The organism is Pseudoxanthomonas sp. LjRoot127, assembly GCF_964253495.1.
GTDB lineage: Bacteria > Pseudomonadota > Gammaproteobacteria > Xanthomonadales > Xanthomonadaceae > Pseudoxanthomonas_A.
Map to the genome: position 1 here is coordinate 3,116,967 of NZ_CAXUQR020000001.1, position 14,191 is coordinate 3,131,157.

Annotated in this window: 17 protein-coding genes and 1 pseudogene; 10 read left to right on the forward strand and 8 right to left on the reverse strand. The window is 67.2% G+C overall.

Going from position 1 to position 14,191, the window contains the following annotated elements; genetic code table 11:
• Window positions 1-34 precede the first annotated feature (34 nt).
• The 3 genes from ACSQ19_RS14650 (at window position 35) to ACSQ19_RS14660 (ending at window position 1,641) form a co-directional block, all read left to right on the forward strand.
• Window positions 35-274 (forward strand): hypothetical protein, encoded by a 240-nt coding sequence (locus ACSQ19_RS14650; protein WP_296280209.1) that lies wholly within the window; start codon window positions 35-37, stop codon window positions 272-274.
• Window positions 275-301: 27 nt separating this feature from the next.
• On the forward strand, window positions 302-652 hold the full coding sequence (locus ACSQ19_RS14655) for a VOC family protein (protein WP_435997960.1): 351 nt from the start codon (window positions 302-304) through the stop codon (window positions 650-652).
• Between the two features lie 539 nt (window positions 653-1,191).
• Window positions 1,192-1,641, forward strand: a complete 450-nt coding sequence (locus ACSQ19_RS14660) for a phage tail protein (protein ID WP_435997962.1) — start codon at window positions 1,192-1,194, stop codon at window positions 1,639-1,641.
• Window positions 1,642-1,644: 3 nt separating this feature from the next.
• Here ACSQ19_RS14660 and ACSQ19_RS14665 read toward each other — a convergent pair whose 3' ends face one another.
• The 6 genes and pseudogenes from ACSQ19_RS14665 to gluQRS all read right to left on the reverse strand — a co-directional run bounded on the left by ACSQ19_RS14665 (window position 1,645) and on the right by gluQRS (window position 5,316).
• Window positions 1,645-1,851, reverse strand: a complete 207-nt coding sequence (locus ACSQ19_RS14665) for a hypothetical protein (protein ID WP_435997964.1) — start codon at window positions 1,849-1,851, stop codon at window positions 1,645-1,647.
• A gap of 43 nt (window positions 1,852-1,894) precedes the next feature.
• Window positions 1,895-2,065 (reverse strand): hypothetical protein, encoded by a 171-nt coding sequence (locus ACSQ19_RS14670; RefSeq protein ID WP_155944648.1) that lies wholly within the window; start codon window positions 2,063-2,065, stop codon window positions 1,895-1,897.
• Window positions 2,066-2,118: 53 nt separating this feature from the next.
• A pseudogene (gene phbB / locus ACSQ19_RS14675) lies at window positions 2,119-2,858 on the reverse strand (acetoacetyl-CoA reductase).
• A 72-nt stretch (window positions 2,859-2,930) separates the two neighbouring features.
• Window positions 2,931-3,434: a polyhydroxyalkanoate synthesis repressor PhaR gene (phaR, locus tag ACSQ19_RS14680; protein WP_296280215.1), complete on the reverse strand. Its 504-nt coding sequence runs from the start codon at window positions 3,432-3,434 to the stop codon at window positions 2,931-2,933.
• 175 nt (window positions 3,435-3,609) lie between these two features.
• The gene (locus ACSQ19_RS14685) at window positions 3,610-4,350 is read right to left on the reverse strand and encodes a beta-ketoacyl-ACP reductase (RefSeq protein WP_296280216.1); all 741 of its coding nucleotides are present in this window, start codon (window positions 4,348-4,350) and stop codon (window positions 3,610-3,612) included.
• A gap of 45 nt (window positions 4,351-4,395) precedes the next feature.
• Window positions 4,396-5,316, reverse strand: a complete 921-nt coding sequence (gene gluQRS, locus ACSQ19_RS14690) for a tRNA glutamyl-Q(34) synthetase GluQRS (RefSeq protein ID WP_435997968.1) — start codon at window positions 5,314-5,316, stop codon at window positions 4,396-4,398.
• Between the two features lie 119 nt (window positions 5,317-5,435).
• Between gluQRS and htpX the strand changes: the two genes are divergently transcribed.
• A complete protein-coding gene (gene htpX, locus ACSQ19_RS14695; RefSeq protein ID WP_299342029.1) occupies window positions 5,436-6,317 on the forward strand; it encodes a protease HtpX in 882 nt (293 codons plus the stop codon).
• A 77-nt stretch (window positions 6,318-6,394) separates the two neighbouring features.
• Here htpX and ACSQ19_RS14700 read toward each other — a convergent pair whose 3' ends face one another.
• Both ACSQ19_RS14700 and epmB read right to left on the reverse strand, forming a co-directional pair.
• Window positions 6,395-8,470: an EAL domain-containing response regulator gene (locus tag ACSQ19_RS14700; RefSeq protein ID WP_296280219.1), complete on the reverse strand. Its 2,076-nt coding sequence runs from the start codon at window positions 8,468-8,470 to the stop codon at window positions 6,395-6,397.
• Between the two features lie 97 nt (window positions 8,471-8,567).
• On the reverse strand, window positions 8,568-9,587 hold the full coding sequence (gene epmB, locus ACSQ19_RS14705; protein WP_435997971.1) for an EF-P beta-lysylation protein EpmB: 1,020 nt from the start codon (window positions 9,585-9,587) through the stop codon (window positions 8,568-8,570).
• Window positions 9,588-9,690: 103 nt separating this feature from the next.
• Here epmB and efp point away from each other — a divergent pair, with 103 nt between their 5' ends.
• From efp to ACSQ19_RS14735, 6 genes are all read left to right on the forward strand, one after another.
• On the forward strand, window positions 9,691-10,257 hold the full coding sequence (gene efp, locus ACSQ19_RS14710; RefSeq protein WP_162338187.1) for an elongation factor P: 567 nt from the start codon (window positions 9,691-9,693) through the stop codon (window positions 10,255-10,257).
• Window positions 10,257-10,466 (forward strand): hypothetical protein, encoded by a 210-nt coding sequence (locus tag ACSQ19_RS14715; protein WP_435997973.1) that lies wholly within the window; start codon window positions 10,257-10,259, stop codon window positions 10,464-10,466. Before efp ends, ACSQ19_RS14715 begins: the two co-directional genes overlap by 1 nt.
• 11 nt (window positions 10,467-10,477) lie before the next feature.
• The gene (locus tag ACSQ19_RS14720; RefSeq protein ID WP_435997975.1) at window positions 10,478-11,818 is read left to right on the forward strand and encodes a TRZ/ATZ family hydrolase; all 1,341 of its coding nucleotides are present in this window, start codon (window positions 10,478-10,480) and stop codon (window positions 11,816-11,818) included.
• A gap of 46 nt (window positions 11,819-11,864) precedes the next feature.
• Window positions 11,865-12,584: a bifunctional 2-polyprenyl-6-hydroxyphenol methylase/3-demethylubiquinol 3-O-methyltransferase UbiG gene (ubiG, locus tag ACSQ19_RS14725; protein ID WP_435997977.1), complete on the forward strand. Its 720-nt coding sequence runs from the start codon at window positions 11,865-11,867 to the stop codon at window positions 12,582-12,584.
• A gap of 2 nt (window positions 12,585-12,586) precedes the next feature.
• Window positions 12,587-13,264: a phosphoglycolate phosphatase gene (locus tag ACSQ19_RS14730; RefSeq protein WP_435997979.1), complete on the forward strand. Its 678-nt coding sequence runs from the start codon at window positions 12,587-12,589 to the stop codon at window positions 13,262-13,264.
• Between the two features lie 136 nt (window positions 13,265-13,400).
• The gene (locus tag ACSQ19_RS14735) at window positions 13,401-14,108 is read left to right on the forward strand and encodes a phytoene/squalene synthase family protein (protein ID WP_435997981.1); all 708 of its coding nucleotides are present in this window, start codon (window positions 13,401-13,403) and stop codon (window positions 14,106-14,108) included.
• Window positions 14,109-14,191 lie beyond the last annotated feature (83 nt).

The window sequence follows — 14,191 nt, forward strand, 5'->3', positions numbered from 1 at the left end:
CCATCACTCCCACGTTCGAGGAAAGGACCACCGCATGAGCATTCGTTTGTCGGAAAAGGACAGTGGCCGCACGCTGGGCAGCATCTCGGACGCGGATTTCCAGATGCTGGTGGACTACATGGAAGAGGAATCTTCCCGGGACCAGGATTACTACGTCGAGCACACCGCCATCGATGCGCTGGAAGGCCTGGGGGCCAGCGCGGAGTTCGTCGCCCTGCTGCGCACTGCGGTGGGCGAGTCCGAGGGTGTCGATGTGGTGTGGTCGGCAGAGTAGGACGAGCACAGCGCACCGGAAGCCGCCATGTCCCACATCATTCCCATGCAGCCCGTCCGCCACCTGCCGCGGGCGATCGCCTTCTACGAGGCGCTCGGCTTTCTTGTCGAGGACCGGCGCGACGACTGGGGCTGGGCGAAGCTGCGGTGGGGTGACTGCCGGGTGATGCTGGACCAGTCCATCAACGTGAATCCCGACGCGCCGCGTGGTGCGGTGCTGTACCTGTATCCGGACGACGTCGATGCCTTCCACCGGCAGGCGCGCGCCTGCGGCCTGGAGGTGCCCGACCTCGACGAGACGTTCTATGGCATGCGTGAGTTCCGGATCGACGATCCGGATGGCAATCGCCTTTGGATCGGGCAGGCGCCGACAGGCTAGGTCGGTGGACTCGTCGAGGCGGGATCCTGCTCTCACATTCCTCGGGGCAGATGGCCCTCAGCGCACCTTCGATGGCACTCGGAATGCCGACGATGACCCTGTGAGCTCCACTCGTCTCACGTGAAAGGTCGACGATGGGGCTGCGAAAGCCAAGGGCATGGCACTCGGAAGCCCATCGATCACGCGCCGGGCTCCGTGCGTCTCACACGGAAACCCATCGATCGCTTTCCGGACGCCATCGCTGGGTTTCGGAATGTCATCCGTCTCATACGAAATGCCATCGATCGCTTTCCGAATGCCATGGGATCGTGCTCGGGGCGCCATCGATGGCTTTCCTAGCCCCACGCGGGGTGCTTCGAGCCCCGCGCGCGACCTTCCGGATGCCATCGATGGCATCCGGAAGGCCTGCGTTGTTCACTGGCAGGCGGTGAGCCGCAGACGGGTGTCGCATCGTTGACCTTCTTCACGATCGCCTTGCGTTGGGAAGAGGTCGGTCGCCGCGTGGCAGCCGGCCTTCCTCCCTCTCATGGAACCTGCCCATGGCCGTCCTGCGCGATCGTCCCTATCCCGGCATGAACTTTCTCGTCGATCTCGGCGATGGCAACACCGACGGTCCGGACTCGGGCGTGGCCGAGATCGTGTTTCCCGACGCCCGCCTGCAGGTCAACGAGTACCGCACCGGCAATGACCGCGTGAAGGAGGCGGAGAAGCTGCTCACCCTGAGCCATTACGGCAACCTGGTACTCCGCCGCGGGGCAACCGGTTCGCTGTCGTGGTATCGCTGGTGGGACGAGGCGCGCAACGGAGGCGCGGCCCAGCGCGATGTCCGCAGCCACCTGCTCGATGAGCAGCACACCACGACGGTGTTGTCCTGGCGTTTTCTGCGGGCCAAGCCAGTGGCCTACCAGTACTCGCCGATGCAGGCCCAGGTAGCGGACACGCTGTACGAGACTCTGGAGCTCGGGTTCGAACGGCTGGAAATGGAATAGGCGTCAGGCGCGCGGCGCGTCACGCAGGTACTCCAGCACGAAGCCGACGACGAGGCCCAGCACCACGCAGCCCACGGCGATCGCGGCGGAGGAGGGTTGCCTGCCGGTCAGGTCGAACAGCCCAACTCCGAGGCCGACGCCGAGCCACACGGGAATCGCGAAGCGGGGCTTCGACCACAGCGCAATCAGCAACGACCCGATCACTTCCATGCGGCGCTCCCAGTGGCGACTGCCGGGAGCATAACGCCAGCCGTCAGAGCTTGCTGAAGACCGTCGCCGCGACCAGCAGGCCGAAGCCGGCGACCACCAGCCAGAAGGCATGCGGGGCCAGCACCGGCACGTAGCCGAACTTGGCCGCGATGCCGCCGCCGCCGAGCAGCAGCGCGATCAGCCAGACACCGAAGGTGGGAGGAGTGAGTTTCATGGAAAGTTCTCGAAAAGGGTCCTGGAGGTGTCGGTGTTCGAACGGCAATCCGGTCAGAAGCTCATGAACAGGCCGCCGTTGACCGGCAGGTTGGCGCCGGTGATGTAGCCGGCATCGTCCGCCGTGAGGAAGGCCACCGCGCGTGCGATGTCGTCCGGTTGACCGATGCGGCCGACCGGCACCGAGGCGACGGTGCGCTCGCGCACGTCATCGGGCATGGCGCGGGTCATCGGCGTTTCCACATAGCCGGGCGAGACGCTGTTGACGGTGACGCCCTTGCGCGCGACTTCGCGCGCGAGCGACATCGAGAAGCCGTGCAGGCCGGCCTTGGCCGCGGCGTAGTTCACCTGGCCGAAGTTGCCGGTCTGGCCACTGACCGAACTGATGTTGACGATGCGGCCGAAGCCGCGCGCCTGCATGCCGTCCACCACGTGGCGGCAGAGATTGAACACGCTGTCCAGGTTCACGCCGATCACCGCGTCCCACTGCGACTTGTCCATCTTGCGCAGCGTCGCGTCGCGGGTGATGCCGGCATTGTTGACCAGGATGTCGAGCGTGCCGTGGCGGGCTTCCACGTCATGGACGAAGGTGGCGCAGGCATCGAAATCGGCCACGTCGACGACGGCGGTCTCGATGCCCAGCGCGGCGGTATGGCGGCCGAAGTGCTCGAGCCGCTCGGGCGATGCGGGCAGGTCGGCGGCGATCACCTTGCGGCCCTCGCGCGCCAGCGCCTGGCAGATCGCCAGCCCCAGCCTCCCAAGCCACCGGTCACCACGGCAATGCGTTGCGTCATGCGGAATTCCTATCGCGACTCAAAAAAAGGCCCGCGCAACGGGGCGCGGGCCGGGTTTCGCCACGTGGGACGTCAGCGCGAGCGCGGCTTCGGCGTCTCGCGTGGCGGATCCTTCGGCTTGACCGTGGTCGGACGGCCCATGCCACCGGTCAGGTTGCGCTGGAACTCCTGCCACAGTTCCATGTTGCGCTCGGTGAGCTGGTTCATCATGGTCCACGGCGTCTGGCCGAGCAGGTTGCCCATCTGGCTGCGGAACTGCTGCTGCTGCTCCATGAACAGCTGCATGCTGCGCTCCAGGTAATTGCCCATGAAGCCCTGCAGCGAATCGCCGTAGAAACGGATGATCTGGCTGAGCAACTGGGTGGACAGGATCGGTTCGCCGTCCTGTTCCTGTTCGCTGATGATCTGCAGCAGGACCGTCCGGGTCAGGTCGTCGCCGCTCTTGGCGTCGCGGACTTCGAAGTCTTCGCCATCGACGATCAGCTGGCGCACGTCCTCGATGGTGATGTAGCTGGAGATCTCGGTGTCGTACAGGCGACGGTTGGGGTACTTCTTGATGATGCGGATCGCAGCCATTGAGTCTTCGCTCTAAACGCGTATGGCGGCCAGCATGACGCAGCGCAACAGCCCTTGCAACAGGCCACACGGCAGGCCCGCCCTGTTCAGCCAGCCGGATTGCTGCGCAGCATGGAAACGGACGACGCCCCTTTCGGGGCGTCGGGGGAATGCGTGGGCAAGGACCTGCCGGGCCTTACCACCCCATGTGGTGGCCGCCGTTGATGTCTAGGTTCGAGCCGGTGATCCAGCTGGCCTGTTCGTCCACCAGGAACGCCACCGCATATGCGATTTCCTCGGGCTTGCCGAGGCGGCCGGTGGGGATGTCCGCGGCGATCTTGGCCCGTACGTCCTCCGGTACCGCCATCACCATGTCGGTGGCCACGTACCCGGGCGACACCGTGTTGACGGTGATGCCGAGCTTGGCGTTCTCGCGCGCCAGTGAAATGGTGAAGCCGTGCATGCCGGCCTTGGCGGCGGCGTAGTTGGCCTGCCCGTACTGGCCCTTCAGGCCGTTGATCGAGCTGATCTGGATGATGCGGCCCCACTTGCGTTCGCGCATGCCGTCGATGACCGGGCGGGTGACGTTGAACACCGAATTGAGGTTGGTGTTGATGACGTCGCCCCACTGGGTCGCCGACATCTTGTGGAAGGTGCCGTCGCGGGTGATGCCTGCGTTGTTGATCAGCACGTCGACCGGGCCGAGCGTCTGTTCGACTTCCTTCACCATCGCCTGCGCTTCGTCCGGCGAGGTCACATCGCCCTTGACCAGCGCGATGTCATAGCCCTCGGCCTTCATCTGCGCCTGCCACGCGCGCGCCTTTTCTTCGTTGCGGTAATTGGTGGCGACCTTGTGGCCCATGTCGGCCAGCTTCTTGCAGATGGCGGTACCGATACCTCCGGTGCCACCGGTGACCAGGGCGACGCGCGATGTCATGTGGGGACTCTCCTTGGACCGCCGCAAGCCGACGGCCACCCGATTCTAGACAGCGCCTGCGACAGGATTGTTGTGCGCTGCAGCGAACGTCAGTGATATCACTTTTGGAAGACGATCCGGGCGGAATTCGCGATGTGCGGCGTGCAGTATCGACGCAACGTTCGACAGGCCGTCGAGCACGGCCGCCGGTTGGCCCAGCGCCTGCCAGGCCGCGCGCAGTGCCGGCAGCGGGGCGTCGTCGTCGATGGGGAGCGACGCCATGGATTTCGACAGTTTGTTGCCGTCGGCGCCTAGGATCAGGGGCAGGTGCAGGTAGTGCGGCATCGCCAGGCCGAGCGCGCGCTGCAGAAGGATCTGCCGGGGCGTGGAATCGAGCAGGTCTGACCCGCGCACGATGTGCGTGATGCCCTGGTCGGCATCGTCGACCACCACCGCCAACTGGTAGGCCCAGAAGCCATCGGCGCGCCGCAGGACCACGTCGCCTACCTCTAGGTCGACCCGTTGGTCGAACGTTCCCTGCAGCGCGTCCTCGAAGACCACGCGGGCGCCATCGGGTACGCGCAGTCTCACGGCGGCGCTGCGACCCGGACCGGGCGCGATGCAGTGGCGATGGATGCCGCCCGTGGCGACGAGATCGCTGCGGCTGCAGGGGCACGGGAATGCGTGGCCGTCGCGCAGCAGGCGGGACAGCGCATCGGCATACAGGTCGTGACGCGCGCTCTGCCAGACGACCGGCAGGTCCGAGACAAGGCCGAACGACGCCAGCGTGGCCAGTTGCTGCCGCGCGGCGCCGGCGACTTCGCGTGGCGGATCGAGGTCCTCCACGCGCACCAGCCACTCGCCGTCGTGATGCCGGGCGATGAGCCAACTGCCCAGGGCCGCGACCAGCGAGCCGAAATGCAGGCGGCCGGTGGGCGATGGCGCGAAGCGGCCGCGATAGCGGAGGGAGGGATCGTTCTCGGTCATTCGTCGGAAGCAAGGGCAAGCTGAACCGGCAGTCAGGAAGTCGCTTGAATTCATGACGCCGCAGCCGCAATTCTGCGGCGTCCGCGTTCACTTTTGCACGACCCTGGGAGATCCGAACCGTGTTCACGCGTGTTGCCTTGTTCCTCGCCACCAATTTCGCCGTCCTGGTGCTCGCGGGTATCGTCATGTCCCTCTTCGGCGTGAACCCGAACCAGATGGGCGGCCTGCTGGTGTTCGCCGCCGTGTTCGGTTTCGGCGGTTCGCTGATTTCCCTGCTGACCTCGAAATGGATGGCCAAGCGCGCCACCGGTGCGCAGGTGATCGAACAGCCTCGCAACGATACCGAGCGCTGGCTGGTGGCCACGGTGCAGCGCCAGGCCCAGGCGGCCGGCATCGGCATGCCCGAGGTCGCGGTCTACGACGCCCCCGAGATCAATGCGTTCGCTACCGGCGCCAACCGAAACAATGCGCTGGTAGCCGTGTCCACGGGCCTGCTGCGACAGATGAACCAGGACGAGGCGGAAGCGGTGCTGGGCCATGAAGTCGCCCACGTCGCCAACGGCGACATGGTGACCATGGCGCTGCTGCAGGGCGTTCTGAACACGTTCGTCATCGTGCTGGCGCGCGTGGTGGGCGGCATCGTCGACAGCTTCCTCTCCGGCAATCGCGAGGGTGGCGGCCGCGGATTCGGCTACTACATCATCGTGATGGCGCTGGAAGTCGTGTTCGGCCTGTTCGCCACGATGATCGCCATGTGGTTCTCGCGTCGCCGAGAATTCCGCGCCGACCATGGCGGTGCGACGCTGGCAGGCCGCCAGAAGATGATCGCCGCACTGGAACGCCTGTCGCAGCAGCAGCGCCCGAGTACGCTGCCCGCGCAGGTGGAGGCCTTCGGCATTGCCGGCGGCATCGGCCAGGGCATGAAGAAGCTGTTCCTCAGCCACCCGCCGCTGGAAGACCGCATCGCCGCGCTGCGCGCGCAACAGGCGACCGTGGCCTGATACCGGCCGGCCCGCACGTAAAGAAAAACCCGCCGGAAGGCGGGTTTTTCGATTGCGGTGCACGGGTAGCCGACCGATCAGCTGAAGTCATAATTCATTGCCGGACCGGGCGCCGCCAGGAAGTTGCCTTCCACGTAGTCCAGGCTGGCGGTGAACAGGAACGCCATGGTCGCTGCGTCCTGCACATGCTCGGCTACCGTCAGTATCCCCAGCGCCTGCGCGCGTTCAGCGATCTCGCGGATCTTCTGCTGGTGCTCGGTGTTCTTGCCCAAGTCTTCGCTGAAGACGCGGTCGATCTTGAGGAAGGTCGGCTGGAAGTGCGACAGCAACTGGAACGAATCCAGGCCCGCACCGAAATGTTCCAGGCCGACCTGGCAGCCCAGCTTGGCCGCCGCGGACTGGAAGGCCTGGGCCTGGCGCAGGTGCGTGAACACCTTGGCCTCCGGGGTCTGCAGCCACAGGCGGTCGCCGGGTACATCGTGCGCGGCGAGTTGCCTGGCGATCAGGTCGAGCAGGCGGTTGTCGGCGAACGAGGCCGGGCTGACCTTCACCACCAGGCGCGTGTCATGGCCGGCGCGCTTGCGTTCGGCCAGGACTTCGATGGCGCGGTTGACCACCCAGCGGTCGATCGCATCGAGCAGGCCGTTTTCTTCGGCGATGCCGATGAAGGACTGCGGCAGCACGACCTCGCCGTTGGATTCCAGCCGCAGCAATGCCTCGTATACCTCGCCGGGTTCGCCCTGCAGGCTGACCACCGGCTGGTAGTGCAGGCGGAAACTGCCGTCCTGCAGGGCTTCGCGCAGGCGCTGGATCCAGTTCTGGACACGCTCTTCCTCGGCCCGGTCGACGGCGCCGGGGTCGAAGATCTCGATGCGGTTGCCGCCCAGGTTGGTGGCGGTCTGCAGGCAATCCGTGGCGCGGGTCAGCACCGGACCGACGCTGGCGATCTTCTCGCCGATCTGCACGCCGCCGATGCTGGCCGTCACCGACGCCGAGCGTTCGCCCACGTTGAAGACGTGCGAGGCATAGGACGCCCGCAGTCTTTCCGCCAGCGCCGCGGTCTGCGCATGGTTGCCGCGCAGCAGGACTGCGAACGTGCGCTCGCCGAAGCGGGCGGCGAGGGTACCCTCGTCGAGTTTCTCGGACAGGCGCGCCGCCAGCGCGGCGGCCAGGGCATCGGCCGAGTCGATGCCGATCTCGGACAGCAGTCGCTGGTAGTGGTCGGGCTCGAGCAGCAGCAGGGCGTACTGGTCTTCGCCGCGCGCCACCTGAGCCACGGCGTTCTCCAGCTCGCGCAGGAAAGTGGGGCGGTTGAGCAGGCCGGTGACCATGTCGCGCTGCCGCAGGTCTTCGACTTCGCGCGCCAGCTCGGGGTCGAACTCCTCGCGGCGGCGGAAGATCACCTGCACGCAGGCCTCGCCCTCGTAGGTCGCGGTGGCGAACTCCAGCGTGGCGGGAAAGCTGTCGCCGTCGATGCTGCGGGCTTCCAGTTCGAAGCGCGGCGGAGGCGGTTCGCCCTTGCTGAGCTTCTTCAGCAGCGCCTTGAAATCGTTGACGTACTGCGGACCGACCAGATCAAGCAGCGACAGGCCTTCCACATCCTCGAACGATTCGAAGCCGAACATCTCCAGGTAGGCGTCGTTGGCACGAATGTGCATGCCCTCGTGGATATAGGCGATGGGGTCGCGCGAGGACGAGATCAGTGCATCGCACCGGCGCTCGGTTTCGCGCATCTGGCTTTCCAGCCGGCGCTGCGAGCGCCGCGCATCCAGGTCGGCCCACTCGCGGCGCAGTACCGTCAGCACATGCTCCGCACGCCCCCGCAAGGCGATGGCGCGTGCGCCGGCCGCCTGGTCGGCGAGCAGGTCGGCTTCGCTGATCGCATCGGCCAGCACGATCACGGGGATGTCCTTGCCGCTGGCGTCGACCTGGGCCAGCACGGTCGCCAGGGGAATGCCCTTGGCACTGCGGGACGCCAACAGCAGGTCCATCGGCTGGCCGGCCACCATCTGCCCCAGTTCGCCGGCGTCCAGCGGTCGCAGCGGGCGCACGGCGATACCGCCGTTGCGCAGCGTGGAGACGATGGCTTCCGCGTCCTCCGCGCTGTCGTCCACCAGGGTCAGTCGTAGCGTGGTGTCTTTGCCGATCTGCATGCAGCGTGTCCGCGAGGGGTGCGCGTTTAATACCTGAACGCGGCAGGTGAGTCCAATGCAGCCGTCGCAGATGCGAACACGGCCCGGCGAGGGCGCCTCACAGCGGTCGCTTGCCCGTGTCCCCGGCAATTTCCCGCACCAGCCTCGGCACCAGGTAGCCGGACAGGCGGGCGGCCAGGTCCGCATGCAGCGCCTTCGCGCGCACGTCGTCGACTTCGAAGTGGGCGGCGCCGGCCACCCGGTCCAACTGGTGCAGGTAATACGGCAGCACCCCCGCGGCGAAGCCGCGTTCGCTCAGGGCGGCCAGCGCGTCGACGTCGTCGTTCACCCCCCGCAGCAGCACCGCCTGGTTGAGCAGGTGAACGCCGGCATCGCGCAGGCGGCGCAGCGCGGCGTCAACCGCACCGTCGAACTCGTTGGCGTGGTTGGCATGGATCACCAGCGTCACCGGCCAGGGCAGGCGGCCCAGCCAGGCCAGCAGGCCCTCGTCGATGCGCTCGGGCAGCACGACCGGCAGGCGGCTGTGCAGGCGCAGCCGGCGCAGGTGCGGAATGCCGGCCAGGGCGTCCGTCAGCTCGGCGAGCTTCGCGTCCGACAGGGACAGCGGGTCGCCACCCGACAGCAGCACTTCCTCGATGCTGTCGTCGCGGCGGATCACGTCCACGGCTTCGCGCCAGCCGTCGCGTGCGGCGGTTTCCTCGGCGTAAGGGAAGTGGCGGCGGAAACAGTAGCGGCAGTTGATGGCGCAACTGCCGGTCGCCACCAGCAGGGCGCGGCCGCGATATTTCTGGATCACGCCGTTCCCGGTGCGTGCGGCGCCGTCGCCGACGGCATCCAGCCCGTAGCCGGATGCGGGGCGCATCTCGTCGTCCAGGGGCAGCACCTGGCGAAGCAGCGGATCGTGCGGATCGCCAGCGCGCATGCGAGCCACGAAGCCGCGTGGCACGCGCAGGGCGAACTGCGATGCGGCCTGGTCGGACACGCGATCCGCCAGCGACTCCAGCCCCAGCAATGCCAGCAGTTCACGGGGATCGCGCACGGCATCGCGCCAGGCCTGTTGCCAGCGGAGGGCCGGCCGGGCAGCGGGCTGTCGGGGGTCGGGGGCTGCGGTTATCATGTCGGGTCTGAAAACAAGCACCCGCCGGGTCCGGCGGGTCCCCGCATTCTATCCGGCCGGCCGCCTCGCGCGGCGGGTACGCCTTACCTCCAGGAGCAGCAGCATGGCCAGTTACGGCATGAACGACGTCAAGAACGGGATGAAGATCCTGATCAACAACGACCCGGCGATCATCACCGATACCGAGTACGTCAAGCCGGGCAAGGGCCAGGCCTTCACCCGCGTGAAGTACCGCCTGATCAAGAGCGGCCGCGTGCAGGAAATCACCATGAAGAGCACCGACTCGGTCGAAGCGGCGGACGTGGTGGATACCGACATGCAGTACCTGTACACCGATGGCGAGTACTGGCACTTCATGCAGCAGGAGACCTTCGAGCAGGTGCAGGCCGACAAGGCCGGCATGGGCGGCGCAGAGAAGTGGCTGAAGGGCGAGGAAGACTGCGTGGTCACCCTGTGGAACGGCAACCCGATCCAGGTGACCCCGCCGAACTTCGTCGAGCTGCAGATCACCGAGACCGACCCGGGCGTGAAGGGCGACACCGCGGGCACCGGCGGCAAGCCGGCCACGCTGGAAACCGGCGCCGTCGTGCGCGTCCCGCTGTTCGTCGGCCAGGAAGAAGTGATCAAGGTCGACACCCGTACCGGCGAATACGTCAGCCGCGTCAAGTGATGGGACAGCTCGCGCTGTACCTCGGCGTCTGGGCCGTCGGCGTACTGCTCGCCGGCCTGGGAGTGATGCTGTGCTGGAACGCCAGCCTGGCGTACCTGTTTCCCGCCGTGCCGCGGCTGGGCTACGGCCGCGCGCTGGCGCTGATGTTGCTGTGCTGGCTGCTGTTCGGGGCCGGCGCCATCGGCCTGACCTATACGCTGGGATTCTGAGCCGAGGCGCCATGAACGACCGTACGCCCGTTGCCTGTGACCTGTTGATCGAAGCCGGCTTCGTGGTGCCGGTCGTTCCGCACGGCGCGGTGCTGGAAGACCATGCGGTCGCCGTGAGCGATGGCCGCATCGTCGCCGTGCTGCCGGTGGCCGACGCGCGCGCGCGCTTCGCGCCGCGCGAGACGGTATCGCGTCCGGACGCGGTGCTGATCCCCGGCATGGTCAACGCGCACACCCACAACCCGATGACGCTGCTGCGCGGCGTGGCCGACGACCTGCCGTTGAAGGTCTGGCTGCAGCAGCACATCTGGCCCATCGAGGGGGCGGTGATCGGCCCGGACTTCGTGGCCGACGGCATCACCCTGGCCATCGCCGAAATGCTTCGCGGCGGCACCACCTGCGTCAACGAGAACTACTTCTTCCCCGACGTACAGGCGGCGACCTACAAGCGTTACGGCTTCCGTGCGCGCGTCGGCCTGCCGGTCATCGATTTCCCGACTGCCTGGGCCGCGTCGGACGATGAGTACTTCGAGAAGGCCGGCGAAGTGCACGACCAGTGGCGCGACGATGCGCTGATCGCGACGGCGTTCGCCCCGCATGCCCCATACACGGTCAACGACGCCAATTTCGAACGCGTGCGGATGCTGTCCGACCAGCTCGACGTGCCGGTTCACCTGCACCTGCACGAGACCGCCCAGGAAGTGGAGCAGTCGATCGAGAAGCACGGCCAGCGCCCGATCGCGCGCCTGGACCGGCTGGGCCTGGTCAACGACCGGCTGATCGCCATCCACATGACCCAGCTGACCCAGGCCGAGATCCATCTCTGCGCCGAACGCGGCGTCAGCGTGGTGCATTGCCCCGAATCCAACCTCAAGCTCGCCTCGGGCTTCTGCCCCGCCTGCGCGCTGGAGCGCGCTGGCGTGACGCTGGCGGTCGGTACCGACGGCTGCGCCAGCAACAACGACCTGGACATGTTCAGCGAAACCCGTACTGCGGCGTTGCTGGCCAAGGCCGTGGCCCAGGATGCGGCAGCGCTGGATGCGTTCAGCGCGCTGCGCGCGGCCACGCTGGGCGGTGCCAAGGCGATCGGCTTCGACGACCGCATCGGCTCGATCGAACCCGGCAAGCAGGCCGACCTGGTCTGCGTCGACCTGTCGGCGCTGGAGACCCAGCCGCTGCACCACGTGGTGTCGCAGCTGATCTATGCGACCGGACGGCAGCAGGTCAGCGACGTCTGGATCGCGGGCCGGCCGAAGCTGCGGCAGCGCGTGCTGGTGGATATCGACATCGACGGCGTCATCGCCAATGCGCGGCAGTGGCGCGAGCGGATCGCCGGCATCCGTCTGTCCTGAGCGATGCGTGACGGCGCCATGGCCGGCGTCGTCTTACAATGGCGGCATGACGACCTCGACAGCGCCCCGCGACGACAATTTCAGCCAGGCCGAACTCGACAAGTTCGGCGCTCTCGCCAATCGCTGGTGGGATCCGGATGGTCCCCAGAAGGCGCTGCACGCACTCAATCCCGTCCGCCTGCAGTATGTCCGCGAACGCGCCCGCCTGCCGGGTGCCACCGCGCTGGACGTCGGCTGCGGCGGCGGTCTTCTCAGCGAGGCGCTCGCCCGCGAGGGTGCGCACGTCACCGCGATCGACCTCGCCCCTGAACTGGTGAAGGTAGGGCGGCTGCACAAGCTCGAGTCCGGCCTGCAGGTCGACTATCAGTTGCGTTCGGTCGAGTCGCTGGCCGAGGAACGGCCCGGGACGTTCGACGTGGTCACCTGCATGGAGATGCTGGAACACGTGCCGGATCCTGCGGCGATCATCCGCGCGTGCCATGCACTGCTGAAGCCGGGCGGCCACCTCTTCCTGTCCACGCTGAACCGCACGCCGGCCGCATTCGCCCTGGCGATCGTTGGCGCAGAGTACGTCGCGCGCCTGCTGCCGAAGGGTACGCACCATTACAAGGAATTCATCAGGCCATCGGAGCTGGCCGCCTGGCTGCGCGAGGCGGGCTTCCAGTTGCAGGACGTCACCGGGTTGGCCTACGAGCCCTGGCGCCAGCGGGCGCGGCTGGCCTCGCGCACCGACGTCAACTATCTCGCCAGCGCGGTGAAGCCGTGACGATGACCGGTTTCCCGCGCGCGGCGCTGTTCGACCTGGACGGCACGTTGCTCGACAGCGCACCGGACATGCTGGCCACCGCCAACCGCATGCGTGCATCGCGCGGCATCGGCGCGATGGCCCTGTCGGCCCTGCGTCCGCACGTATCGAAGGGTGCACGCGCGATGCTGGCCGCGGCGTTCCCGGACATGGAGAAGGCGCCCCGCGAAGCGCTGGTGCCGGAATTCCTGGCGATCTACCAGGAAGAACTCGGCCGTCACAGCGTGCTCTTCGACGGTGTCGCCGAGATGCTCGATGCGCTGGAAGCGGCGGGCAGCACGTGGGGCGTCGTGACCAACAAGCCGGAGTATCTTGCGCGCGACATCCTGCCGCAGTTGGGCTGGGAAACGCGATGCGCCGTGCTGATCGGCGGCGACACGCTGGCCGAAAAGAAGCCGCATCCACTGCCGTTGCAGGTCGCCGCCGAGCGCATCGGCACCGCCATCGCCGACTGCGTGTACGTGGGCGACGACGAGCGCGACATCCAGTCGGCGCGTGCCGCCGGCATGCCGTCCATCGCGGCATTGTGGGGATACCGGCAGGCGCATGAGGAGCCTGCGCAGTGGCAAGCGGATGTCATGGTCGAGTCGCCCGAGGCCCTCATCGCACCGTCGGCCTGGCCCTCGATCCGGCCGTTGTAGGAGCGACGTAAGTCGCGACCGCACGGTTGCAGTCCTCGATTGTTTCAGTCGCGAATAGAGAACGTATTGCGTCCAGACGCCTATGCGCGCCAGCCTCACGGTCGCGACTGACGTCGCTCCTACAGAGTTCCACTGCATGTCCGATTCCGCCGCCCTCGACAGCTTCCTGGACAAATGGCGCGCCCGATGGCCGGAATGGTCGGTTGCCGAAGTATTCGTTGCGCCCGCGCGACGCGACATCGTGGTGGCCTGGTTCGCGCTGCTGCAGGAGTTCGAGGACATCCTGAACATCGCTGGCGACCCCCTGCCGGCGGACGCCAAGCTGGCCTGGTGGGGCGAGGAACTGCGTGGCTGGGCCTCGCAACGTTCGCGACATCCGCTCGGCCGTCGTCTCGAACCGGTGCGCGCCGACTGGGCGCGGCTTGCCGATGCGTTGCCCACGCTTGCAGAAGCGCGCGCGGTAGCGCGGGATCACGAGGCGGGCTTCGCCGCGTTGTCGCGTTACGGCGAAGCGGTTGCTGCCGTGGAGAACGGAGTGCTGGGGCGCATGCCCGCCTCGCAGGCCATCGTTGCCGAGATGCTGGCTGCCCGCTTGATGGAGGTCGGCGGCGCAGCCGTGCCGGTGAGCCTGCGGCAAGGCGCGGATGAAGCGGGCCAGCTCCGGGCCTGGGCCACCGCGTTGCTCGAAGCCTGGCCCCTGCGCGAGGGCGCACGCGAGCGTCGCCTGCTGTCCGCCTACGTGCAGGGCCGCCTTCTCCGTTTCGCGCGCCGGGGCGAACCTGCTCCGCTGCCATCGCAGGCCGCGCTGTTGTTCACCGGCTGGCGCGCCGCGCGTGGCGGCTGAACACGCTGCCTATCGTCGCGATAGCTTGCGAAAGGCGTGGTAACGGACTGTTTCATCTGGTGATTCGGGGCAGGGGGTACAAT

Excerpts from the sequence above, each read along its gene's own strand:
- gluQRS (WP_435997968.1), bottom strand. The coding sequence starts at position 5,316 with ATGACCGAGAACGATCCCTCCCTCCGCTATCGCGGCCGCTTCGCGCCA.
- ACSQ19_RS14655 (WP_435997960.1), top strand. The coding sequence starts at position 302 with ATGTCCCACATCATTCCCATGCAGCCCGTCCGCCACCTGCCGCGGGCG.
- ACSQ19_RS14730 (WP_435997979.1), top strand. The coding sequence starts at position 12,587 with ATGACCGGTTTCCCGCGCGCGGCGCTGTTCGACCTGGACGGCACGTTG.
- phaR (WP_296280215.1), bottom strand. The coding sequence starts at position 3,434 with ATGGCTGCGATCCGCATCATCAAGAAGTACCCCAACCGTCGCCTGTAC.
- ubiG (WP_435997977.1), top strand. The coding sequence starts at position 11,865 with ATGACGACCTCGACAGCGCCCCGCGACGACAATTTCAGCCAGGCCGAA.
- ACSQ19_RS14650 (WP_296280209.1), top strand. The coding sequence starts at position 35 with ATGAGCATTCGTTTGTCGGAAAAGGACAGTGGCCGCACGCTGGGCAGC.
- ACSQ19_RS14715 (WP_435997973.1), top strand. The coding sequence starts at position 10,257 with ATGGGACAGCTCGCGCTGTACCTCGGCGTCTGGGCCGTCGGCGTACTG.
- ACSQ19_RS14700 (WP_296280219.1), bottom strand. The coding sequence starts at position 8,470 with ATGCAGATCGGCAAAGACACCACGCTACGACTGACCCTGGTGGACGAC.
- ACSQ19_RS14670 (WP_155944648.1), bottom strand. The coding sequence starts at position 2,065 with ATGAAACTCACTCCTCCCACCTTCGGTGTCTGGCTGATCGCGCTGCTG.
- ACSQ19_RS14665 (WP_435997964.1), bottom strand. The coding sequence starts at position 1,851 with ATGGAAGTGATCGGGTCGTTGCTGATTGCGCTGTGGTCGAAGCCCCGC.
- efp (WP_162338187.1), top strand. The coding sequence starts at position 9,691 with ATGGCCAGTTACGGCATGAACGACGTCAAGAACGGGATGAAGATCCTG.
- ACSQ19_RS14735 (WP_435997981.1), top strand. The coding sequence starts at position 13,401 with ATGTCCGATTCCGCCGCCCTCGACAGCTTCCTGGACAAATGGCGCGCC.
- epmB (WP_435997971.1), bottom strand. The coding sequence starts at position 9,587 with ATGATAACCGCAGCCCCCGACCCCCGACAGCCCGCTGCCCGGCCGGCC.
- ACSQ19_RS14660 (WP_435997962.1), top strand. The coding sequence starts at position 1,192 with ATGGCCGTCCTGCGCGATCGTCCCTATCCCGGCATGAACTTTCTCGTC.
- ACSQ19_RS14685 (WP_296280216.1), bottom strand. The coding sequence starts at position 4,350 with ATGACATCGCGCGTCGCCCTGGTCACCGGTGGCACCGGAGGTATCGGT.
- ACSQ19_RS14720 (WP_435997975.1), top strand. The coding sequence starts at position 10,478 with ATGAACGACCGTACGCCCGTTGCCTGTGACCTGTTGATCGAAGCCGGC.